This window comes from Flavilitoribacter nigricans DSM 23189 = NBRC 102662 (genome assembly GCF_002646595.1).
In the GTDB taxonomy this organism is placed as follows: Bacteria; Bacteroidota; Bacteroidia; order Chitinophagales; family Saprospiraceae; genus Flavilitoribacter; species Flavilitoribacter nigricans.
Genome location: NZ_PDUD01000018.1, coordinates 200,962 through 223,591, shown reverse-complemented (window position 1 = coordinate 223,591; position 22,630 = coordinate 200,962). Strand labels below are relative to the sequence as shown.

Sequence of the window (22,630 nt, the reverse complement as noted above, 5' to 3'; positions counted from 1 at the left end):
TCCATTTCGGCCTCGAAAATTGGATTTCAGACCAACCTTTTATCCACGATCGGCTCTAAAAACGGATGTGAAAAAGGTGGAAAGTCCGGCTATCCGACTGAGGGTGAGCGGGGTGGAAATGTGAGTAAAAATTTAAAGGTTTGGCAAATTGATTTAAGGTATTGTTAATGCAGTGGAAAAGGGCATGCAGTTTCGATTTAAGGTCGTTGTTTTGGAAACACATTTAATTGATACACTGATGAATCACTTATTCCTACTGTTGCTGTTTCCATTCCTGGCCACTCATTTTGGTTTTGCTCCCAATGCTGCATCTTTCGAAGAAGAGATCGTCTGGTCCGGCGACCGCCGTCTGAGCTGGGAAGATTTTAAAGGTATTCCGTCCGGCCGACAAATCACCGGAGCGGTAACCTATTCCACGATCAAAGCGACTCCGAGCGTAGCGGGTTATTTTAATAATCGGATCGAAGTGGATGTGAAAGCGATCTTCCGCTGTGACCGGTCCTGGGCAAAGGACAAAGCCAAAGAAAGTGACTACCTGCTGAACCACGAGCAGCGTCATTTCGACATCGCTGAGGTATACGCCCGCAAGATCCGGACCGCACTGCAGGATCACCATATTACGCCGCGCAACTATCCGAGGATAAAAGCACAGGTGATCGAACCCCTCTTCAGGGAATACGTAAACTTTGACAAGTCTTACGATAAGACCACCGTACACGGTCTAAGCTCCGATCTGCAGGAAGAGTGGGACCATAAGATCGATGAAGCGCTGGGGTTAATCGAATCGGAATATGCCGATAACTAGTGCTGATTTTTTGGATTTGAAACGATCCATGATTAAAAATGAATGACCAATAGGGTAGTGCATCAAGGCTGCCTGAAGGCCTGTCAGTTGCGATTGAACTGACAGGCCTTTTCTATTTGCTGCCCTCCGTCGAATTTTTCCCTCCCATTATCGAGAAATCCCCCGAAAACCGATTCAAAACTTGACAGAAATCCTAAAAAGCATTACATTGACCGAACGTTCAGTCAAAAAATAATATGTCGCCCAAAACAAAAGAACAGAATGAAGAGATCCGCCAGAAAACGGCGGCAGCGATCAAAGAGGCAGCCCTGGAACTGTTCGGTAAGTTTGGTTACCACAGTACCTCGATCAGTCAGATCTCCAAAGCCGCCGGAGTCTCCAAAGGACTCATGTATAGCTATTTCGATAGTAAGCAGGACCTGTTGTACAATATCATGCTGGAAGCGATGGAGGAGGGGGAGCACTTATTAAACGGAGCCCTCGCTTCTTCGGAGGATCCCTACGAACAGTTGGTTCAGATCGTAGAGATGTCCATCAAATGGGTTACGGAAAATCTGCACCACTGGAAACTGCTCACCTCTCTGGCCTTTCAGATGGATGTGCTCAAAGGTTTCGAAGAATTGATGCAGGAAAAACAGGGAAATGCCATGGTCCAGGCCGTCAGCCTTTTTGAGCGCCTGGGCGTCGAGGAACCTCTGGAAGAAGCCATGGTGTTTGGAGCCATGTTAGACGGGATGATGCTCCAATATATGCAGATGGAAGAGAATTATCCGCTGGAGAAAATGAAGCAACACATTTTGAAAAAAATTAAACCTAAGCAGCAATCATGAGACATAAATTAATCTATCTATTCTGCCTGTTCCTGATCGCATCCGCCTGGAAACCACTGGCGGCCCAGGAACTCTCCGCCAGGGAGATCGTTGCGAAAGCCGATCAGAAAGTGCGCGGGGAAACCAGTCAGGGCAGCATGAAAATGACGATCATCCGCCCGACCTGGACCCGCGAAATGAGCATGAAGACCTGGAGCAAAGGCACCGACTACAGCCTGATCCTGGTGACGGGGCCAGCCCGGGATAAAGGAACCGCCACCCTGAAACGCGACAAAGAGATATGGAACTGGCAGCCTTCCATTGACCGGGTGATCAAACTGCCACCGTCCATGATGATGCAGTCCTGGCTGGGGTCGGACTTCACCAATGATGACCTGGTGCGGGAATCTTCGGTCGTGGAAGACTACGCCCAGCGTCTGCTGGGCTCGGAAACTATCGATGGTTTGCCGACCTATAAGATCGAACTGATCCCCAATGAAGATGCACCCGTGGTCTGGGGTAAAGTGATCGTCTGGATCGACAAGACGGATTTCATCCAGCTCAAAACCGAATTCTACGATGAAGACGGCTATCTGGTCAATACCATGCTCGGCAAGAACATCAAAGTGCTGGGGGGTAAAAAACTGGCCTCTCGTATGGAAGTGATCCCGGCCGAGGAGGAAGGACACAAGACGGTAGTAGAATATCTAAGTATGGAGTTTGACCAACCCATCTCGGAAAACTTCTTTTCGCTACAGAATTTGAAAAGGGTAAAATAAAGCTCAAAGCATGATCTTCAAACTAGCCTGGAGAAATATCTGGCGGAACCGGCGCCGGACCCTGATCACGATGGGTTCCATCCTATTTGCCGTGCTTTTTGCCAGCTTTATGGAGTCCATCCAGAAAGGAGCCTGGAATAATATGATCAACAACGTGGTCAATTATTATTTCGGCTACGCGCAAATCCATCAGAACGGCTACTGGGAGGAACAATCCATAGACAAAGCTTTTCCCCTGGTAGATTCCCTACAGCACTTCGAGCAGGAAATACCGGCCATCGGCGCGGTGCTGCCCCGGCTCGAATCCTTCGGGCTGGCGTCCACTGGCGATCAGACCATGGGCGTACTCATAGTAGGGATCGATCCGGCAAAGGAAAATGAAATGACCAGCCTGCAGGAACGCATCACCAAAGGCGATTACCTGCAAGCCGACGAACAGGCCGTACTGATCGCCGACGGCATTGCCGAACACCTGCAGCTGGGTATCGGCGATACGCTGGTACTGATCAGTCAGGGTTACCACGGGATCAATGCGGCCGGCAAATATCCCATCAAAGGATTTGTGCATTTCGGATCACCGGAGCTGAACAAGCAGATGGTATACCTGCCCTTAAAAGAAGCCCAGTGGTTCTACGGTGCGGAAGGCATGGTCACTTCCCTGGCCCTGAAAATTGATGATCCGGATCACATCAGATCGGCCGTCCGGGAAGTAAAGGCCGCCCTCCCGGGCAATGAATATGAGGTTATGGACTGGCAGGAATTGCTGCCGGATCTCGTTCAGGCTAAGGAACTGGACAGCGCCGGTAACTACATCGTTTACTTTATCCTTTATCTGATCATCGCGTTCGGCATTTTCGGAACCATCCTCATGATGACCAAGGAGCGCGAATACGAATTTGGAATTCTCGTAGCTATCGGCATGCGCCGACTTCGGCTGGCGGGTATTGTCTGGCTGGAAGTGGTCATTCTGGGATTACTGGGCGCCGTGGCCGGGATCTTGGCGAGTATTCCGGTTGTACTCTATTTCCATCAAAACCCCATCCGCTTTTCCGGTGAGTATGCCAAATCGATGGAGAAATTCGGATTTGAACCCATCTTCCCGGCGGAGTTCAACGTAGAGATCTTTGCCGTGCAGGCGATCGTGGTGGTCCTGATCACTTCGGTGCTGGCCCTGTACGCGATCTGGAAACTGCAGCGGCTGAAACCGGTGGAGGCGATGCGGGATTGATGGTGAGGGGGAGAAGGTGGAGAGTGGGTGACTGGGTGAAGGGGAGAAGGGTGATTGCCTTGCGCTTCTTTGGTTTAGTGATATAATTGAATGCTATTACATGTCGGTCAGCGATCGTCTGGTCATTCTTGAAAAGGAGAGGGACTATTTCGGCACTGACCACCTAAAATAAATTCCAATGATCCCATTAATGGCCTGGAGAAACATCTGGCGGAGTCGAACCCGTACCTGGGTGGTGATCGGAGCGATCGCCATGGGCGTGTGGGCTGCCCTGTTCATGAGCGGCTTCGCAACGGGCATGATGAACAGCTACATCGACAATGCCATCGAGGAGGTTGTTTCTCATATTCAGATCCACAATCCGGATTTTCAGCGGGACAAGGATGTTAAGTTCCGGATAGCCGATCCGGAAATGCTGGAAGAAACCCTGGCCGCCGATCCGGCAGTTCGGGCGATCAGTGTGCGTAGCCTTTCCAACGGCATGATCGCTTCCAGTCAGACGACCCGTGGCGTGCAGATCAACGGTGTCGTGCCGGAAATGGAGCGGGACATTCGCCAGCTGGACCAAATGGTCGTAGCGGGCGAATACTTCGGGGAAAGCCGGGGAAATCAGATACTGCTGGGGCGCAGACTGGCCGAAAAGCTTAAAGTAGACGTCCGGAAAAAGGTCGTCCTCACTTTTCAGGATCTGGACGGAAATATCACCTCCGCTGCGTTCCGGGTGGTCGGGCTTTATAAATCACAGAACAAGCCGTTCGATGAAAGCCAGGTATTCGTTAAACGGGATGACCTCAACCGACTGCTGGGCGCGGTGAGCACCGGCGGCGATGAACCCATTGTACACGAAATTGCCGTTTTACTCCAGGATATCGACCAGGTGAGTCCGATCGCCGAACAATGGCGGAAGGAATTTCCGAAGCTTCAGGTAGAAACCTACCGCGAGATCTCTCCGGACCTGCAGCTTTACGAAGGGCAGATGAAAAACGTTTCCCTGATCTACCTCACCGTAATCATGCTGGCCCTGCTTTTCGGGATCATCAATACGATGCTGATGGCCGTACTGGAAAGATACCGGGAACTGGGGATGTTGATGGCGATCGGCATGAACAAAGGGAAAGTCTTCGCCATGATCGTTCTGGAAACCCTCATGCTGTGTCTGGTCGCTGCTCCTTTCGGACTGCTACTTGGGTGGGGCACTATAAGCTATCTGGGCAACAGAGGGTTAGACCTGTCCGCCTACAGCAATAGTATAGAACAATACGGTATGTCCAATATCGTCTATCTCGGTGTTGATCCGATCGTCTACTGGCAGATACCAATTGGAGTGGCGCTTACGGCCCTAATCGCTGCCATCTATCCGGCCTTGAAAGCCATTAGGTTGCGACCGGTAGAGGCGATTCGAAAAGTTTGATTAGTCAGTCTTACGCAGACTCATTGAAAGATCTCAATTACGATTACCATGTCCAGATCAACGGTGGCCCCATCCGGAAAATAACATCAGAACGGAGCCCACTGCTGGCGCTAAAATAAAAGCTATGTCAGTTATCAAAACCCAGGGAGTTGAAAAGGTATACAATCCCAATAAGATCCCGGTACACGCCCTCAACGGCGTAGATCTGGAGATCAAAGCAGGTGAATTCACCGCGATTGTCGGGCCTTCCGGTTCGGGCAAGACGACCTTACTCAACATTATCGGCGGACTCGATCATCCCACTCAGGGACAGATAGAAGTGGGTGGGGTAGACATCACCCGGCTCTCGGATAACAAGCTCATCGATTTTCGTAAGAATAAGATCGGTTTCGTCTTTCAGGCCTACAACCTGATCCCGGTGCTGACGGCCCGGGAGAATGTGGAATTCGTTATGCTCTTGCAAAACCGTTCCAAAGCGGAACGGGAAGCCCGCACGGAAGAATTAATGAAAGCCGTCGGCCTGGAAGGAAAAATGGACAAACGCCCCTCCGAGCTTTCCGGCGGGCAGCAGCAGCGGGTAGCCGTGGCCCGGGCATTGGCGCCGAAACCCTCATTCATCCTGGCGGACGAACCGACCGCCAACCTGGATTCAACTTCCACTACCCAATTGCTGGATATTATGGCCCGGCTGAACCGCGAAGAACACATCACCTTCGTTTTTTCTACGCACGATCAGCGGGTGATCGATCGGGCCAGAAGGGTCATTACGCTGGTGGACGGTAAGATCGAATCGGATGAAATAAGACCGGAGGCATGAGAAAGCTTTTCTTCCTGAGTTTGCTGCTAGTACCGGCATTCCTTTTTGGGCAGGACACCGAAAAGGAAAAGAACTGGCAGTTGAGCGGGTACGTAAAAAACCTGCAAACCCTGCTGTTCTTCAATGACGCCTACCCGGACCTGCAAAACTTTCGGCTGGTGGATACCTTTCTCCAGGATAACCTCATTCACAACCGACTCAATTTCCAGTGGTATCCAAATGAGCATTTTACTTTTTACGCCGAAGCCCGGAACCGGATCTTCTACGGTGATCTGGTCAAAGCCACTCCGGATTACGGCCGGCAGATCGACGATGTGAACAATGATTATTTTGATCTTTCTGCCGTCCTGCTGGACCAGAACGGCTGGGCGATCCATACCATGCTGGACCGGATCTATCTGGAGTACGTCAACGGAAACTGGGAAGTACGCCTGGGACGCCAACGGGTCAACTGGGGCATCAGCACCGTCTGGAATCCCAACGATGTTTTCAACGCTTTTTCATTTACGGATTTTGACTACGAGGAACGGCCCGGGAGCGATGCGCTGCGCGTTCGCTACTACACGGGTTTTGCTTCCAGCGTAGAGATCGTCACTAAAGCCTTTGACCACTGGGATGAAGCCACTATTGCCGGCTTGTGGCGCTTCAATAAATGGCAATACGACTTTCAGTTGCTGGGAGGCTATACCGAAGGTTTTCTGACGCTCGGTGGCGGCTGGGCCGGGAATATCAGCACCGCCGGATTTAAAGGGGAATTCAATTATTTCCGGGGACTCCAGGATGGATTACAGGATGCCTTTGCCGCTACCATTGGCCTGGATTATTCATTCGCCAATTCTACCTATGTCAACCTGGGACTGCTGTATAACGATCAGGGTAGTACCACGGCGCCTATCGGTGGCCTGTTCTCGTTTGAACTATCGGCCCGCAATCTGTATCCCTACCGCTGGGCGATCTTTACCCAGGTCTCCAAACCGATCACCCCGCTCCTGAATTCGGGCCTGGCGTTGATCTATAGCCCGGTGCCCGTACATCCACTTTTTATCAATCCATCCCTGACCTATTCGATCAAGGAAAACTGGGATCTGGACCTGGTGGGACAGCTGGTTTTCAACCGGAATGAGCGCTATACCAGTCCCATTCAGGCGGCTTTTATGCGCTTGAAATTCAGTTTTTAGAAGCCCGCGATGAAGTTGGGCTAGGATTTTTGTTCTATATTCATGCCGACATACTCGAGATTTACCAACTTAAACAGGCTATGAATTCGACCTATCCCCCCGCACTTCTATGGGCCTTTTTATTCCTGCCCATTACTATCTTCTCGCAAACCGATATTCCATTACCTGAGCACCCGCGACCGGATTTCGAACGTGCCGACTGGCAGAATCTGAACGGCACCTGGGACTTTGCTTTCGATCCGGAAGACACCGGACTCAGCTCCGGTTGGGAAAAAGGCGACCGCAACTTCTCCAAGAAAATACTGGTCCCGTTTCCCTGGGGTTCAAAATTATCCGGACTGGAAGATGAAGCCGATATCGGCTGGTACCAGAAAGAGATCACGGTGCCCGCCGGTTGGCGTAATAAAAGGACTTTTCTCACCATCGGCGCTTCGGATTGGGAAACCCACGTCTGGCTGGACGGCCAGCTGCTCGGTTCTCACCGCGGTGGGTATGTTCCTTTCTCTTTTGAGCTTACGGAGCTACTAAAATACGGAACCGCCCAGAAGCTGGTCATCCGCGTTGATGACAAAAGAAGAGATTTCACGCTTTACGGCAAACAGGGCTACGGAAATGCCCGGGGCATCTGGCAGACGATCTATCTGGAAGCCAGAGGCACCGATTATCTGGACGCGGTACACGTGCTCCCGGATATTGACAAAAATACCGCCACGGTGACGGCTTACCTACCGGAAACCTCCACCAGGGACCTCGAACTGCAACTGGAGATCCCCAATGCCGAACCGGCTATTTCCCAAAAAGTGACCATTCCGGCCGGCGAGTTCAAATACAGTGTGGAGATCCCCATGCCGAATGCTCACCGGTGGAGCCTGGAGGATCCTTTCCTGTATGATCTGGAAGCTACGCTGGGATCGGATCAGGTTAGTACCTATTTCGGGATGCGTAAGGTCTCCGTGATGAATATGCCGGGCACAGAGTATCCCTACATCGCCCTGAACAACGAACCCATATACGTCCAATTGGCACTGGATCAATCCTACCACCCAGAAGGCTTTTATACGTTCCCGTCCGATCAGTTTATGAAAGAGGAGATCGAACGCAGTAAATCAATCGGGCTCAACGGCATCCGGGTACACATCAAAGTGGAAGTGCCCCGCAAACTGTACTGGGCCGATAAGCTGGGCCTGCTGGTCATGGCCGACCTGCCGAACAGTTGGGGCGAACCGGATGAAAAAATGCAGGCAGCTTCTGAGTATACCCTTCGCGAAATGATCGAAAGAGATTACAACCATCCCTCGATCTTCTCCTGGATCGTCTTCAATGAAACCTGGGGACTGCGCACGGAAGTGAAAGAGGGCGATAAAATGGTAAAAAAATATCTTCCGACTACCCAGAACTGGGTCGCTTCCATGTATTACCTGGCCAAATCGCTGGATCCGACCCGTCTGGTGGAAGACAACTCCATCTGCTACGGTGCCGGCCATACCGAAACGGATATCAATTCCTGGCACGCCTACCTTCCCGGCTGGGAATGGGATGAGCATCTGAAAAATATCAGTGACAATACCTATGCCGGCAGCGACTTTGATTTTGAAGATGGTTTCCAGCAGGGTAAGCAACCGAACATTAATTCCGAATGTGGTAATGTCTGGGGTTATGATGGCAGTACCGGAGACGTGGACTGGAGCTGGGATTACCACCGGATGATGAATACTTTCCGGATCTTCCCCAAGATCGCCGGTTGGTTGTACACCGAGCACCACGATGTGATCAACGAGTGGAACGGCTACTGGCGTTTTGACCGCACGGAAAAAGAAACCGGACTCGGTGACATGGTCGAGGGGATGAGCCTGAATGATCTGCACGCACCGCTCTACATCTCGACTGGTAATGAGATCTGCCTGACGGCCAAAGGTGGTTCCGAGGTGAAGGTCCCGCTTTATATTTCGGCTATGACGGGTGATGCCCTGGGACCACTCGAACTGCATTATGAATTGCACACCACCAATTATATCGGTGAAACGGAGAAGAATCACGCCGGCACCCTGAAGATCGATTACCAGCCCTGGATGCAGGAAAAATTAACTGAGCTGAGTGTACCCCTGCCGGATGTAGCCGGAACGGGTAATTTGAAACTCGTCCTGAAAGATCAGAGTGGGAAGACCCTGCACCGCAACTTCATGCTTTTTGAAATAGAAAGCGATCAGGAGCTGGAAAAAACCGATGTGGTCAGCATCGCTCCCAACGCATTTTCCCGCTCCGACTGGAGTAAAAAACAGTGGGAGGTCCTCGATGGGCTTAAGGTAAATGGTGCCGGCAAAGGCTATTTCGAATACGAACTGGAGATCCCGGATGATGTAAAAGTCAATCGCTCCAAGCAATCCTACCTGTTGTTTGAGCTATCCGCGAAACAACAATTCGTGAAGGACATGGAAGAATTCGATAACGATCAGGACTACATGCTGGGATCGCGCGTTGCGCCCAGCAGTAACCCGAATGCATATCCGATGACGGATGAAACGGCAACGCCATCCACCGTTTCAATTACCGTGGACGGCACCAAAATGATGACGGCTATCCTTCCGGATGATCCCGCGGACCACCGTGGCTTTTTATCCTGGCACCATCAGCCCCAGGATCGTAAAATCCGGGAAGGCGGTTCCTACGGATACCTGATCAAGGTACCGGTGAATAAGCGGATGCTGCGGCAGGCGGCCAAAGACGGTAAACTGATCGTGCGGATCGCAGCCGAAGACAACGGTGGCGTGGCGATTTACGGGAAGTCATTTGGGCAGTATGCCGTTGATCCTTCCCTGGTATTAAAGTATTGATACCCTTCGGCGGATAAGTTTTTCGACCTACCGTAAAAAGAAAAGAGGTTGAACGTTGTAGCTGTTCCCTGCCGGGGAATACACAACGTTCAACCTCTTCTGATTTAATTGCTACCGGTTCAGTTGATCGCCTCTACCGGATTGGCCAGGGCGGCCCGGAGCGCGTGGAAGCTGATCGTCAGCATAGCAATCACGAACAAGATCCCGATCGGGATCAGGAAATAATACCAGTGAAGATCGATCGCAAAGGCGTAATTTCCGAGCCATTGGGTCATGATCCAGTAGGCGAGAGGAGTGCCCACCAGGGCTGCCACCAGAATGAGTCCCAGGTGTTCTCGTGAAATTAACACCAGGATCTGTTCGGTATTGGCGCCCAGCACTTTTCGGATACCAATTTCTTTGGTTCGTTTTTGCACAGTATGGGAGGAAAGTCCCAACAGACCGATGCAGGCTACAAAGATCCCTAGAGCGGTAAATATGCCGAATAAGCGGCCGAACAACTGGTCCGAACGATACTGGCGGTCAAAGAATTCGTCGAGGAAGAAATAGGAGAAGGGGTTGCCGGGAAAAGATGCATTCCATTCCTGCTCTACGGTAGCCAGGCTCTCCTCCAGTTGATCCGTATTGAATTTGATACTATAGTAACTGCTCGCATTTTCCAGATAACGAAAGACGATCGGCCGGTAATCAAAACTCAGCGATTCCTGGTGGTAGTCGTCCACCACACCTACGATCTGGAACTTATCCCCATTGTCAATTATTTCCTCATCGATGGCCGCTTCGGGCGTTTCGAATCCGAAAAGATGGGTGGCAGCGCGGGTGATCACCAGTTTGTTGGATTCGGCCTGGTGCTGCTCGTCAAAAACCCGACCGCTGATCAATGGGAGTTCGAAGGTGTTGAAAAAATCGTCATCAACACCCACAAAAGGCAGGGAAACCAAATTATTCTCCGGCTGCCTGGCCCAACGTACCGAATTGTTGACCCAGCGAATCTCCTTGCCCGGCACCGCAGTAGAATTTGTTGTATGAGATACGAAGCCATATTGATTCATTCGCTCCTTGAAGCCGGCGAGTCGCTGTTCGTAGGTACTGTCTATCACTCCCGGTCCTTTCAGTACCAGGGTCCGGTCGATATCCATACCGATATCCTTTTTCATCATATAATTCACCTGCCGGGATACGATAAAGCTGCCCGCTATCAGGATGATCGATACACTAAACTGGAAAACCACCAGGGCTTTTCGGAAATTGATCCCCTTCACCGCCCCTTTTTCTCCACTGAGTACCCGGGTTGGAGAGAAAGATGCCGTAATAAAGGCCGGATAAAATCCGGAAAGGATCACCCCAAGGATGAAAATTCCGGAAAGGATCAGTACGGTTTTCGGATCCCGCAGGAATTCAAATGCGGGTATCTGGATGCCGGTCAGCTGGTTCAGGAGGGGCAGGGCCGCCAGGGCGATGGCTACGGCAAAGACCAGGCCGATCAGATTCAATAGTACCGCCTCGGTCATGAATTGCCGCCGGAGGTCTCCTTTTTCCGCACCGACCACTTTTCTTACTCCGACTTCTTTGGCGCGTTCCATCGCTTTGGCCGTGGCGAGATTGATATAATTGATCCAGGCTATTCCGAGGATGAATATGGCAGTAAACAAAAGAATGCGTACGATCTTGTTGCTGCCGTTTACGCCCGGTTCAAAACGAATATTAGATTTCAGGTGGATCGAAGGAAGCGGCTGTAAATGCAAGGCCACTTTGGTACCGTTCTCAAAGTAGCGGGTATAGTGCTGATCGACGAAAGCCGGTAATTTGGCACTCAGTTGATCGGGATCGGTACCGGGTTCGAGTAGCAGGTAGGTCAGGAAGGCATTCCAGCCATCGCTGTTGTGCGCATTGCCGTCCGTTTGCTGCACCAGGGTCTGAAAAGACACCAGGGTATTAAATTTCAGATGGGTGTTTTTGGGCAGATCCTGTACCACTCCGGTCACCCGGTAATTGTCGGTGCCGAAGCTGCCGGAATAACGGATTGATTTGCCGAGTGCCGGCTCATTGCCGAATATCTTTTTAGCGGTACTTTCCGTCAGCACGATAGAGTAGGGGGCACTGAGGGCCGTTGCCGGATCACCGCTGACCAGAGGATAGGAGAATATCTGGAAGAAAGAAGCGTCGGCGTAGAAAAGCGATTCCTCCAGATGGGATTCATTTTCGTAGACCATTACATTATTCACGTGTGAGGTTCCCCAAAGTTTGGTAAAGTCCCGTACCTCCGGTATCTCCTCTTTCAGCGCGGGCCCAAGAAAAGCGGTACAACCAGCGCTTTGATCATGCCGGTCCGGATAGGTCCGGTCCAGTTGCACCCGGTAAATATCCGGGTTGTTTTTGTGAAACTGGTCGTAACTCGATTCGAAATGCACGTACTGGAAAATGAGCAGGCAGGCCGCCAGTCCAATGGCCAGTCCGGCCAGATTGATTGAAGAAAAGGCCTTGGACTTCAGCATATTGCGCCAGGCCACTTTCAGATAGTTTTTAAAAAGGCTTAACATAGTAGTCGGGTATTTAAAACTGAATCGTGATCGGTTGATGGTGGCCGGCCGAAAGAACTGCAGAACCTCTTTGATATACAGGAATTTCGCTTTACGGGCACCGAATCGATTTACCCGCAGCTGAAACATCTCCAGCAGATCGCCCTGTACCTCATCCATCAGGTCGGAATCACAGTACCACCGCAGGAAGCGTTGGGCCCAGCGGGGAGGTTGCGGGCCGGAGTTTTGTGGATTCGGATTATCCATTGTAAAGACCTAATTTAGGGATCAGTGACCAGAGACGTAAGCGGGTTTTGCGGAGATCGGCGATCACCCGGTACCCGTGCGGCGTAGCTTCAAATATCCTTTTCCGCCGTCCGCCCCTTTCGGCCGTTGCGCTTCCCATCTCGGACCGCAGCATTCCCTTTTGTTCCAGTCGTTTGAGCACCGTATGAATGGCCGGTATGGAAATGCTGTTGCCGGTTTCCTGCTCGTAAGCTTCGGCAACCGATACGCCGTAGGCATCTTCTTTGAGGATCATTACGATAAGCAAAACGCTTTCTTCCAACTGTCCTAAGCTGTAGGTCATGAGGTATTTCATTAGTATTTGTATAACAAATGTATGAAACAAAATTTGATTAGATTAACATTTGTATAAAAAACTTTAGGGCAAGGCTGTCATTTTTCTAAACTGCCCGGGCGGCACACCTTTACTTTTTTTCCAAAGGCGGATGAACTGACGCACATTATCAAAGCCGCAAGCCAGGGCCACCTCGTTGACGGTCATCTCCGAATGCAGCAATAAACGCTGCCCGTGTTGCAGGCGCACTTCGTTACGATACTGTTGGATGGTTTTCCCGGTATGCACCTTGAAGAGGCGGGAGAGGTGGCGGGGACTTTTATTCATTTGCCGGCCCAGATCCTGGATGGTGAAGGCTACCTCCAGCCGGCTGGAAAGTATTTCCTGGATCTGATAAACGTCCGGGTTGAAGTGATTTTTAAAATCGAGGAATATATTTTTCTGCTCCTCCGTATCCGGCCGACGGATATTGATCACCATTTCCTGGGCAACTCTCGCGGCGATCAGGGGGTTATCCCAGCGTTCGATGAGGGCCAGGGCCATATCGATCCCGGAGGTCATACCCGCACTGGTGAAAATGCCCTGATCCAGACAGTACAGCCGATCCTGGCGGAGGCGGGCCCGCGGGAATTGCTCTCGAAAATATTCCACACATTTCCAGTGCGTAGCGCATTGGATCCCGTCCAGCAAACCCATCTTACCGAGCAGTAGCGAACCGGTACAAATGGTCGCAATTTCCACGCCGTTATTTCGCTGTCTTTTGATCCAGGGAGTCACTGCTCTGATGGCTGCATCCGCTACCCCGGCCTGCAGGCTTTTGAAGTCGATGCCCGGGAGGCAGATCAGATCCCCCTGCTGTAAGTTCAGCTGGGTAAATTCCCTAAGTGCAGAAAATCGGATCTGTTGCTCCGTTTCAATGTCCTCCGTCACGGAGGCATATTGTAGATCGTAGGAACGCCCACCTACCTGTCCGGCTTCGTAAAAGACCTGGGCCGGGCCCGCGAAATCCATCAGTTGCGTTTTGGGAAAGAGCAGGAAAGCAATTCGTTTTTTCCTCATGATCGGCCGGATGTTTTTCAAAGTGACAATTTAAGACTTTTAAAGGTCATAAAAAGACACTTTGAATACGCGGTTACCAATCGGCCTTATTTTTATTCCAATCAAAATCATTCGACATGAAAATCTTTTTGAAAATTACCCTACTGTTTTGCCTGCTGTCGGGAGTAGTGACCCTTCCGGCTCAGGATACCGCTTCGGCGGACCTCTATATTTGCCCTCCCTGCGGGGATGGAAATTGCGATACCGCTACGCATGCCGAAGCGGGCAGCTGTCCGGTTTGCGGCATGCAACTCGTTAAAGAAAGTATGATGAAAAACGTTGCCATTTTTATTTACGATGGGGTAGAGATCCTCGATTTCAGCGGTCCCGGTGAGGTCTTCGCGGCCACTCATCCGGAAGGAGGCGCTATGAACGTCTATACGGTTGCCGCCACTAAAGAACCGATCATCAGCCAGGGATTTGTGCGTATTCTCCCGGAATACAGCATCAAGGATGCGCCCAAGCCGGATATTATTGTATTACCGGGCGGTAATACCCGGTCGTCCGTAGACAATCCGGAAGTTATTGAATGGGTGACGTCCGTCGCTCCCGATCTGGATGCGGCGATCTCCGTTTGTACTGGCGTATTTATTCTCCAGAAGACGGGATTACTGGATGGACTCAAAGCGACCACCTGGCACGGGGCCATCGACGGATTGAAAGCCCGGGCCCCAAAAACTGAAGTACTGGAAAATACCCGCTGGGTCGACAACGGTCGCATCATCACTACCGCCGGTGTATCCGCCGGGATCGACGGGGCTTTGCACATAGTGGAAAAACTCTACGGCCGGGCGGCGGCGGAAGCAACCGCTCATTACATGGAATATGACAAATGGGATCCTTCCGCCGGAGTGATCGTGGAAACGCCCTGATGGTGCGGCAGGATCGTTCAGTGCTCATATTGTAGTGTATGAAAAATGGCAAATTCAAGAAGCCAGAATCAGGCGAAAAGCAAATGGCCAACCTTTAATTGGGCCTGCAATTAAAAGAATCAAATAGCAATTCCTGAAACTGAACAGCTCTGCATCTAAGGGAGTAGACGAGGGTATTTAATTCGTTCCGGATCTACCTTACCACCCATTGTTATTCCCGGGAATATTCCTTTTTAGTATCAATGATCCCGGCTATCCTACGGTGCGATGGCCGGGATCAATGTCTGTAGACTGCAAGGCAGATTTCAATTTTGTCCCGCTCCATTGTGCGCATCTTTGTGGGAAAACTTTAGTTTTGCCGACCATCCAATTTTTAAACTAGGTAAAACATATGATGCGAACGCTCCTTTTGCTGCTGTTAATAACAACAGCATCATCCATTTACGCTCAACATGAGCTTAAACCACTGCAACTAGACGATCTTTCTGCTTTTGAGGATCAGGCCGGTAACTGGTCTATCGTTGGTAAGGTTATGATGAACCCGGCCGTCGATATTCACGAACCGCCACCGCCACCACCGCCGGTGATGGACGAAAAAGCGAAGAAGAAAAAGAAAAGACGCAAACGTAAAAATGAAGCAGTAACACCTCCACCGCCGCCCAAACCCAAAGCGGTTATCTTCGAAGCCGGTACGGGTATTCTGCTCAATATGAACAATGATTCCATCCGGGACCAGCTGCTGACAAATTGGGAACACGGAGACCTGCTGCTGGAACTGGACGTAATGATCCCCAAAGGATCCAATTCCGGGATCTATCTGCAGGGACGTTACGAAGTACAACTCCTCGATAGCTGGGGCGTAAAAGATCCGGCCTTCAGCGATATCGGAGGTATTTACCGCAACTGGGAAAGCGAAAAAGGCAAGATCTACATGGGTAAAGCCCCCATTACCAATGCGGCGAAAGCCCCCGGCCTTTGGCAGCACCTTTCCATTGCATTCCGGGCACCACGCTTCGACAGCCAGGGCAATAAGACGGAAAATGCCCGTTTTATCCACGTCGATCTGAACGGTGTACGCATTCACGAAAATGTAGAAGTGCCGCTGCCTACCGGCGGACCGATCCAGAAGAATGAAGCCGCCAAAGGTCCCCTGATGATCCAGGGTGATCACGGTCCGGTTGCTTTCCGCAATATCCAGTATCTTCCCCTGGAGGAAAAGACAGTTAGCCTCAGCGATCTGGAATATGCCTACTATAACGGTCCTGTTGATGATTTTGCGGCTTTCACCAAAATGGAACCCACGGCCAGCGGAAAGCTGAAGCAACTCAATGTGAAGGGGGAACATCCAACCGAGCAGTTCGGCATGATCATTAAGGGGAACCTGGAAGTTCCGGCTGCCGGCCCGTATGCCCTCCGGATCAACCACAACGGCGCGGTGCGGATCGAGATCGGCGGTAAGACCTACGAAGGCAATTACCGGATCGGTGGAGACCAGTATTTCACACCATCCCTGACTGCCGGTAAAAATCCTTTCACCATTCACTATTACAAAAGTGATGCCTGGTTTGACGCCGGTCTGGGACTCTTTGAAGTCGGTTCTTTTCCCCGTGCGCTGCACGCTTACGACTCTTACCCGAGCACGGGCAGGGGAGCATCTCCCATTTATGTGGAGGTAGGGGCCCAGCCCCGGCTGTTGCGTGCGTTCCTCGATTTTGATCGCGACCGCAGCCGCCGGCTCACCCATACCATCGGAGTAGGCACACCACAGGGCACTCACTTCATCTATGATCTGAAAGCCGGTACTCCGGTTTGTGTCTGGCGGGGAGATTTCATCAACGCTACGCCCATGTGGAATAGTCGCGGAGACGGTTCTTTCCGTCCCCGGGGTGCAGCGCAATTCCTCTTCACCGGATCATCCGTAGCCATGCAGGAAACCGCAGATGCCGCTTTTCCCGCTACGCTGAATGAGATCGGTCAGTTTGCCAATAAAGGATACCGGATCGATCGGGCAACGGGCCTGCCGATCTTCCTCTACGCCAAGGGGGATCTGGAACTGGAAGACAAGATCAGTCCGGACGAAAGCGGAAGCGCCCTGAATCGTACGATCAGCTTTAAGAATGAAACGAAGCCGACTTCCTATTTCGCCAAGTTGGCGGAGGGGGAAAAGATCGAAAAGCTGCCCAACGGTATCTATGTGATCGATCAGCAATATTACATTCAGATCGATTCCGGACATACTGCAGTGATCCGTACGCAGAACGGCAAGCAGGAATTGGTCAGCGACCTGGCCGGTTCGGACCTGACCTACACAATTAATTGGTAAATTATTTTATTTCTTATAAAGATGAAAGGTACTAAATTATTCATATTCAATATTTTGTTGCTACTCACCTGTATTCCAGGTATAGCTCAGGATCTTTCCGAACTGGAGAATGAATACTACCGGATGATCACCATGCCGGTACCGGAAGGCATGCTCCTGGAAGTCGGTGGAATGACGACGCTGGAAGACGGGCGTATTGCCCTCTGTACCCGCCGGGGAGAAGTCTGGATCGTTGAGAATCCGGACCTGTACGATGGCGCACAACCGCGTTATACCCTTTTTGCCAATGGTTTGCACGAACCACTGGGACTGGCTTACCGGGACAATGCCCTATACGTAGCCCAGCGCGGAGAACTGACCAAATTGCAGGACACCAACGGGGACGGCACCGCCGATATTTACGAAACGATCTACGCCTGGCCGCTATCCGGTCACTACCACGAATATTCCTACGGCCCCAAATTCCTGCCGGACGGCACGATGATGGTCACCGGCAACGTTGCTTTCGGCAACGAGGAATGGTGGAGAGGAGAAAGCCGGGTGCCCTGGAGAGGTTGGGCCATGCAGATCACCGAAGACGGAGAAATGCAGCCCTGGGCCACCGGGATGCGCTCACCCTGCGGACTCGGCATTTTTGACGGTGAATTGTTCTACACGGACAACCAGGGCGACTGGATGGGATCCGGTGGTGTCTGGCACGTGAAGAAAGGTGCTTTTATGGGGCACCCCGCCGGACTGCGCTGGAGTGAGGAATCCAACTCACCGCTGGAACTTACCGCGGAAGCTTTTTACGATCAGGTCGATAAACGCCAGGTGCGCGTCAATGGTCGTTACGTAAAACCGGACAATATTCAGGATGAAGAAGATCCGGATATCCTGTACAAAGTTAAGGAGAAGTTCCCGCAGGTCCAGCTACCGGCAGTGTGGCTGCCGCATGGGTTGATGGGGATCTCCAATTCCGAAATTCTGGAAGATCGCACCGCAGGGGACTTTGGTCCTTTTACCGGTCAGCTATTTGTGGGTGACCAGGGACAAAGTAAGATCATGCGGGTGGACCTGGAGGAAGTGAAGGGTAGCTACCAGGGAGTAGCCATCGATTTCCGCACCGGTTTTCAGTCTGGTGTACTGCGGATGACCTGGGGCCACGACGGAGCGCTGTACGTAGGCGAGACCAACCGCGGTTGGGGTTCCGCCGGTACGACCAATTCCGGTCTGGAAAAACTCGTCTGGACGGGGAAAGTGCCCTTAGAGATGCAGACCGTACACGCGAAACCTGACGGCTTTGAGATTGAATTCACCCAGCCAATTGATCCCGAAACCGCCAAGGATGTGGACAGCTACACCGGTCGCAGTTTCATCTACAAATACCATCCGGTATACGGTAGCCCGACGATCAACGAGGAACCCTTGAAGATCAAAGGCGTGAAAGTATCCGAAGACGGTATGAAAGTTCGCGTCGTGGTGGAAAACCTGCGGCAGTACTACGTGCATGTGATCAACGTGCCGGGAATAAAGGCCGCCGAAAGTGGCGTAGGTGTGCTGCACCCGACTGCTTATTACACGCTGAATAATATTCCTTCGGGTGCGGCCCTTCCGGTTGCGGAATTGAGCACCTATAGCTCCGCCACCGAAGCCGCTGCGAAAGAAGCTGCGGAAAAGGCCAAGGCTGCCGCTCAGCGTAAAAGAGTAGCCAAGCCGAAGGTAAGCCAACCGGCACCCAAAGCCACCGCTGCGGCGCCGACTTACGACGAGGTACGTCCGTTGCTGGAGAAGAATACCTGTTTCGCCTGCCACAAAGTGGATTCCAAACAGGTAGGACCGGCTTATAAGGAAATCGCCAAAAGAAAATATTCGCCCGAAAGGATCGTGGAACTGATCTACAATCCGGAACCGGCCAACTGGCCCGGCTACGCTACGCCGATGGCTCCGATGCCACAGGTGCCCCGGGCCGAAGCTCTGAAGATCGCAAACTGGATCAATAGCTTGAGATAATCACCGAACGGTGATGTTGAATGGGGACGTTAAGAAGCCGGAAAGCTTCTTAACGTCCTTCTTATTTATGCCTGCAGTGCCTTCCGGCAGTATTCCAGGCACTTCTTCACTTCTTTCACCGCATCCGATCCCTCCGGAACTTCGTATTCCAGTTCGACCGTCGCCGGGAATTTGTATTTCTGATCCCGCATCAACTGCAGCACCTGGGTAATGGGTGTATCTCCTTCCCCCCAGGGCAGGTTCTTTTTGCCGTTCGCCGGCGTCTGGCGGTCTTTTACGTGCATACTCATGATGCGGTCGTGCTTGGCTTTCAGGATATCCAGCGGTTTGTCGTTACCCGCCGCAACGTAGTGCCCGATATCGATATTCAGCGCGTTGTAGCTGGATTGCTGGAGCGCCGTATCCCAGAAGTCGGGCGTTTGCTGCTCGTGACCGTGGTAACCTACGTACACTTTGTTCTTTTTTGCCAGCATGCCCAGCCGCATGGTGTGGGCGTCATCACTGGGGTGCTCCAGCGTTACGTGGCTGGCTCCGAGCGCCTTGGCCGCGCGCATACCGTAGTTGATCTCCGCATCGGTGTTGCCTTTGCCGAAAGCATTCGGTTTAAATCCGTAGATCTTGACACCGGATGCTTTAAACATCTTCTTCACTTCTTTGAATTTGTCCATGGAAGCAGTAGCTCTCCAGATGGCCACCTCTTTGTCGTAGGCATTCATCTGGGCGCGCATCTCTTCCATTTCCTTTTTCTGGTTGTCGGTCAGTTCCCCGTTGCGACTGGCCCGCATCAGGCCGAAGAAAGCCCGGCGATCTACCGGATTTTCGGGTTTGCCGGCATAATACTCCGCCGGATCGCCCATGAGTTCGACAGCACTGATACCGCTATCTACGATATATTGCAGGGTAGCTTCAGCGCTCTGATCGGGCAGGCTGCGGAAGGAATAAGTGATCACCCCGATCTGTACGCCGTTGATCTTGGAACCGGAGCTACCGTAGTGCTTCAGGATAGCCGGAGCGCCAATGAGTGAGTGCCCACCGACGGCAGCGCCCGTGATAAGAGCCGTTGAAGTTCCGATAAATCTGCGCCGGGAAAGCCCGGATTGTTGAGGATTTTTCATAAAAGTTTGCTTTTCGTTTTTAATTTAGAGCCTATCCAAAAACCATCCTTTGGTCTTATAATAACCATCTATAGAACCTCATTTCGTCATTTCCTCCTTCCGTAGCGCTGCTACGAAACTCGAAAATGACTTCATGAGTACCCAAATCTGGTCATTTTCGACAGCAAAAACGGTTTCTGGATAGGCTTTTAGTCGTTTGTGAAAAAACAATGGGAATTTAACAAAATACTACAATTAGGTAGACTTAACATAGTCTTTCTTTGTAATAATGGTGTTACCCCATGCATAATAACGAAAACAGCAAGCAAATAGGATGAGCTTACACTGGTTGGATATCCTGATGTTGACCGTATACATGGGAGCACTCATTGGGATGGGGATTTATTTCTCCAGAAGGAACAACAGCACGGAGGAGTATTTTGTCGGAGGACGATCTTATTCGGGCTGGGTCATTGGGCTGAGTATGGTGGGGACTTCCATCAGTTCGGTTACCTTTTTAGCCTATCCCGCAGATGGTTTCAAAACTGCCTGGCTTCGGTTTTTACCCAACGTCATGTTGCCGATCGGCATCCTAATTGCGGCCTACGTTTTCTTACCTTTTTTCCGACGAACCAAAACTACTTCTGCTTATGAATACCTGGAGCATCGCTTCGGGCCATCGGTAAGGGTCTACGGAGCGGTTACCTTCATTATCGGCCAGTTGCTGCGGATCAGTATTATTCTGTATTTGTTATCTCTGCTGATCCACGAGATCACCGGGGTCAGTGCGCTGATGAGTGTCCTGCTGGCGGGGGTGTTTGTTGGCATATATACCGTCATCGGAGGAATAGACGCCGTGATCTGGACGGACGTGATCCAGACCATTGTCCTGATCCTCGGCGGTTTGATCTGCATCTTTGTGATCATTAATACGTTACCCGGCGGACTGGATCAGTTGCTGGACATCGCTTTCGCTAATAATAAACTGGCGTTTGCCGAAGTGGTGGACGGGCAGGTGCAGGAAACCAGTTGGGCTTTTAGCCTTTCAGAAAAGACCGGGACCATGATGTTGATCCTGGGGCTGTCCACCTGGTTGCAGGAGTACGGTACCAATCAGAATGTTGTGCAGCGCTACGCCGCGGCCCGAAATATTCACGAAGCCCGCAAGGCAATGTTCGTTTCCATGATCAATGTACCGATCTGGGCGTTCTACATGTTTTTGGGTACATCGCTCTTCGTTTTCTTTCAGGTATTCCCAACCCAGGATGCCGGAGAAATGCTGAACGGCGTTCAGAAAGCGGAGCAGATACTGCCGTATTTTGTGATCAATTATTTGCCTCCGGGAATCACCGGGATCGTGATCGCAGCGGCTCTGGCCGCCGCCATGTCGTCGCTCGATTCGAGTATCAATGCCATTTCGACCGTAGGCATCCACGATATTTACCGCCGGCATTATGTGACCGGAGCAACCGATAAGCATTACCTGAAGATGGCCCACATCTTTGCCAGTATTGCTTCGGTGATCATGATCCTCGGAGCCATCTTACTCAACCAGACTGAAACCAAAACGCTACAGGATCTGGCCACTATATTGATTGGATTTGTGGCGGCCGGGATATTCGGCTTATACATGTTCGGTTTCCTCACCCGGATCGGTAATTTCCTGGCGGTCTGGATCGGCATCGGTGCGGTTTTCCTGTTCTCGCTCTGGACGGTACTGAGCAGTACGGGCGTATTACCGGAAAGCCTCAAGGTGCCTTTTGATCTTTACTATACACCATTTTTAGGACATATACTGCTATTCGCTACAGCATTGGTAGCAGCTCTCTTACTGATGAACAAAACCAAAGAAAAACGCGACCTGACGAACTTAACGGTCTGGACGCAGGATGATCAGCCCATTGAGCACTGATACTGCTGATCCTCTCATGTATTAAGCATCAACCAACGCGAGTTGTTACCAGGTATAGCCTTTTAGATTCCAAATGCACAAACAGCACGGGGCAATCTCTGGTGCCTGTATTTTTCCGAAAAGGAAAGCAGGCCGATACCGACTGCCATTTTAAGAAACATTTTTCCCTAGCCATATACCTAAAGAGACTGTTTGACAACTTCTTCTGCCGGAGAAAAACCCGGATTTTGCCGTCAATTGAAAGCTATTTTTCACTGCATAGCCCAGCTACGGAGTTAAAAATAGGTGCAAAGTGGCGGTAAAAGCCGCGTTTTGCCCCGGTACGGGCCCGTATGGGCAACCCAGTGAGAGGTTGTCAAATAGTCTCTAAGTGTTTACCGCC

Annotated in this window: 16 protein-coding genes; 12 read left to right on the top strand and 4 right to left on the bottom strand. The window is 51.3% G+C overall.

Going from position 1 to position 22,630, the window contains the following annotated elements; genetic code table 11:
- Window positions 1-238: 238 nt before the first annotated feature.
- From CRP01_RS11960 to CRP01_RS11925, 8 genes are all read left to right on the top strand, one after another.
- A complete protein-coding gene (locus tag CRP01_RS11960; RefSeq protein ID WP_099150273.1) occupies window positions 239-805 on the top strand; it encodes a DUF922 domain-containing protein in 567 nt (188 codons plus the stop codon).
- A gap of 236 nt (window positions 806-1,041) precedes the next feature.
- Window positions 1,042-1,635, top strand: a complete 594-nt coding sequence (locus tag CRP01_RS11955; protein WP_099150272.1) for a TetR/AcrR family transcriptional regulator — start codon at window positions 1,042-1,044, stop codon at window positions 1,633-1,635.
- Window positions 1,632-2,393 carry an outer membrane lipoprotein-sorting protein gene (locus CRP01_RS11950; protein ID WP_099150271.1) on the top strand — a complete coding sequence of 254 codons (762 nt, stop codon included), beginning with the start codon at window positions 1,632-1,634 and terminating at the stop codon, window positions 2,391-2,393. Before CRP01_RS11955 ends, CRP01_RS11950 begins: the two co-directional genes overlap by 4 nt.
- A 10-nt stretch (window positions 2,394-2,403) precedes the next feature.
- The gene (locus CRP01_RS11945; protein WP_099150270.1) at window positions 2,404-3,621 is read left to right on the top strand and encodes an ABC transporter permease; all 1,218 of its coding nucleotides are present in this window, start codon (window positions 2,404-2,406) and stop codon (window positions 3,619-3,621) included.
- A gap of 178 nt (window positions 3,622-3,799) precedes the next feature.
- Window positions 3,800-5,032, top strand: a complete 1,233-nt coding sequence (locus CRP01_RS11940; protein WP_099150269.1) for an ABC transporter permease — start codon at window positions 3,800-3,802, stop codon at window positions 5,030-5,032.
- Window positions 5,033-5,156: 124 nt separating this feature from the next.
- A complete protein-coding gene (locus CRP01_RS11935) occupies window positions 5,157-5,849 on the top strand; it encodes an ABC transporter ATP-binding protein (protein WP_099150268.1) in 693 nt (230 codons plus the stop codon).
- On the top strand, window positions 5,846-7,027 hold the full coding sequence (locus tag CRP01_RS11930) for a hypothetical protein (protein ID WP_099150267.1): 1,182 nt from the start codon (window positions 5,846-5,848) through the stop codon (window positions 7,025-7,027). The genes CRP01_RS11935 and CRP01_RS11930 overlap by 4 nt, the downstream gene beginning before the upstream one ends.
- An 80-nt stretch (window positions 7,028-7,107) precedes the next feature.
- Window positions 7,108-9,858, top strand: coding sequence for a glycoside hydrolase family 2 protein (locus CRP01_RS11925; protein ID WP_099150266.1), 2,751 nt, complete (start codon window positions 7,108-7,110; stop codon window positions 9,856-9,858).
- 119 nt (window positions 9,859-9,977) lie between these two features.
- Here the strand turns inward: CRP01_RS11925 and CRP01_RS11920 are convergent, their stop codons facing one another.
- The 3 genes from CRP01_RS11920 to CRP01_RS11910 all read right to left on the bottom strand — a co-directional run bounded on the left by CRP01_RS11920 (window position 9,978) and on the right by CRP01_RS11910 (window position 14,016).
- Window positions 9,978-12,644 (bottom strand): ABC transporter permease, encoded by a 2,667-nt coding sequence (locus tag CRP01_RS11920; RefSeq protein WP_099150265.1) that lies wholly within the window; start codon window positions 12,642-12,644, stop codon window positions 9,978-9,980.
- Window positions 12,637-12,978 (bottom strand): PadR family transcriptional regulator, encoded by a 342-nt coding sequence (locus CRP01_RS11915; protein ID WP_099150264.1) that lies wholly within the window; start codon window positions 12,976-12,978, stop codon window positions 12,637-12,639. Before CRP01_RS11915 ends, CRP01_RS11920 begins: the two co-directional genes overlap by 8 nt.
- A gap of 63 nt (window positions 12,979-13,041) precedes the next feature.
- Window positions 13,042-14,016, bottom strand: a complete 975-nt coding sequence (locus CRP01_RS11910) for a GlxA family transcriptional regulator (protein WP_143473358.1) — start codon at window positions 14,014-14,016, stop codon at window positions 13,042-13,044.
- A 116-nt stretch (window positions 14,017-14,132) separates the two neighbouring features.
- On the opposite strand from CRP01_RS11910, the gene CRP01_RS11905 reads away from it, so the two are divergent.
- The 3 genes from CRP01_RS11905 to CRP01_RS11895 all read left to right on the top strand — a co-directional run bounded on the left by CRP01_RS11905 (window position 14,133) and on the right by CRP01_RS11895 (window position 19,242).
- Entirely contained in the window at window positions 14,133-14,927 is a 795-nt protein-coding gene (locus CRP01_RS11905; RefSeq protein WP_222845719.1) for a DJ-1/PfpI family protein, read from the top strand.
- A gap of 391 nt (window positions 14,928-15,318) precedes the next feature.
- Entirely contained in the window at window positions 15,319-17,250 is a 1,932-nt protein-coding gene (locus tag CRP01_RS11900) for a 3-keto-disaccharide hydrolase (RefSeq protein ID WP_222845718.1), read from the top strand.
- Between the two features lie 21 nt (window positions 17,251-17,271).
- Window positions 17,272-19,242, top strand: coding sequence for a DUF7133 domain-containing protein (locus tag CRP01_RS11895; protein WP_099150261.1), 1,971 nt, complete (start codon window positions 17,272-17,274; stop codon window positions 19,240-19,242).
- Between the two features lie 65 nt (window positions 19,243-19,307).
- Here CRP01_RS11895 and CRP01_RS11890 read toward each other — a convergent pair whose 3' ends face one another.
- Window positions 19,308-20,357, bottom strand: coding sequence for a sugar phosphate isomerase/epimerase family protein (locus CRP01_RS11890; RefSeq protein WP_099150260.1), 1,050 nt, complete (start codon window positions 20,355-20,357; stop codon window positions 19,308-19,310).
- Window positions 20,358-20,670: 313 nt separating this feature from the next.
- On the opposite strand from CRP01_RS11890, the gene CRP01_RS11885 reads away from it, so the two are divergent.
- Window positions 20,671-22,248: a sodium:solute symporter family transporter gene (locus CRP01_RS11885; RefSeq protein ID WP_099150259.1), complete on the top strand. Its 1,578-nt coding sequence runs from the start codon at window positions 20,671-20,673 to the stop codon at window positions 22,246-22,248.
- The last annotated feature ends 382 nt before the right edge of the window (window positions 22,249-22,630 follow it).

Bases quoted from the DNA above. Each gene is read 5' to 3' on its own strand.
- CRP01_RS11910 (WP_143473358.1), bottom strand. From the start codon at position 14,016: ATGAGGAAAAAACGAATTGCTTTCCTGCTCTTTCCCAAAACGCAACTG.
- CRP01_RS11900 (WP_222845718.1), top strand. From the start codon at position 15,319: ATGATGCGAACGCTCCTTTTGCTGCTGTTAATAACAACAGCATCATCC.
- CRP01_RS11890 (WP_099150260.1), bottom strand. From the start codon at position 20,357: ATGAAAAATCCTCAACAATCCGGGCTTTCCCGGCGCAGATTTATCGGA.
- CRP01_RS11915 (WP_099150264.1), bottom strand. From the start codon at position 12,978: ATGAAATACCTCATGACCTACAGCTTAGGACAGTTGGAAGAAAGCGTT.
- CRP01_RS11885 (WP_099150259.1), top strand. From the start codon at position 20,671: ATGAGCTTACACTGGTTGGATATCCTGATGTTGACCGTATACATGGGA.
- CRP01_RS11905 (WP_222845719.1), top strand. From the start codon at position 14,133: ATGAAAATCTTTTTGAAAATTACCCTACTGTTTTGCCTGCTGTCGGGA.
- CRP01_RS11960 (WP_099150273.1), top strand. From the start codon at position 239: ATGAATCACTTATTCCTACTGTTGCTGTTTCCATTCCTGGCCACTCAT.
- CRP01_RS11895 (WP_099150261.1), top strand. From the start codon at position 17,272: ATGAAAGGTACTAAATTATTCATATTCAATATTTTGTTGCTACTCACC.
- CRP01_RS11935 (WP_099150268.1), top strand. From the start codon at position 5,157: ATGTCAGTTATCAAAACCCAGGGAGTTGAAAAGGTATACAATCCCAAT.
- CRP01_RS11930 (WP_099150267.1), top strand. From the start codon at position 5,846: ATGAGAAAGCTTTTCTTCCTGAGTTTGCTGCTAGTACCGGCATTCCTT.
- CRP01_RS11925 (WP_099150266.1), top strand. From the start codon at position 7,108: ATGAATTCGACCTATCCCCCCGCACTTCTATGGGCCTTTTTATTCCTG.
- CRP01_RS11940 (WP_099150269.1), top strand. From the start codon at position 3,800: ATGATCCCATTAATGGCCTGGAGAAACATCTGGCGGAGTCGAACCCGT.
- CRP01_RS11920 (WP_099150265.1), bottom strand. From the start codon at position 12,644: ATGGATAATCCGAATCCACAAAACTCCGGCCCGCAACCTCCCCGCTGG.
- CRP01_RS11945 (WP_099150270.1), top strand. From the start codon at position 2,404: ATGATCTTCAAACTAGCCTGGAGAAATATCTGGCGGAACCGGCGCCGG.
- CRP01_RS11955 (WP_099150272.1), top strand. From the start codon at position 1,042: ATGTCGCCCAAAACAAAAGAACAGAATGAAGAGATCCGCCAGAAAACG.
- CRP01_RS11950 (WP_099150271.1), top strand. From the start codon at position 1,632: ATGAGACATAAATTAATCTATCTATTCTGCCTGTTCCTGATCGCATCC.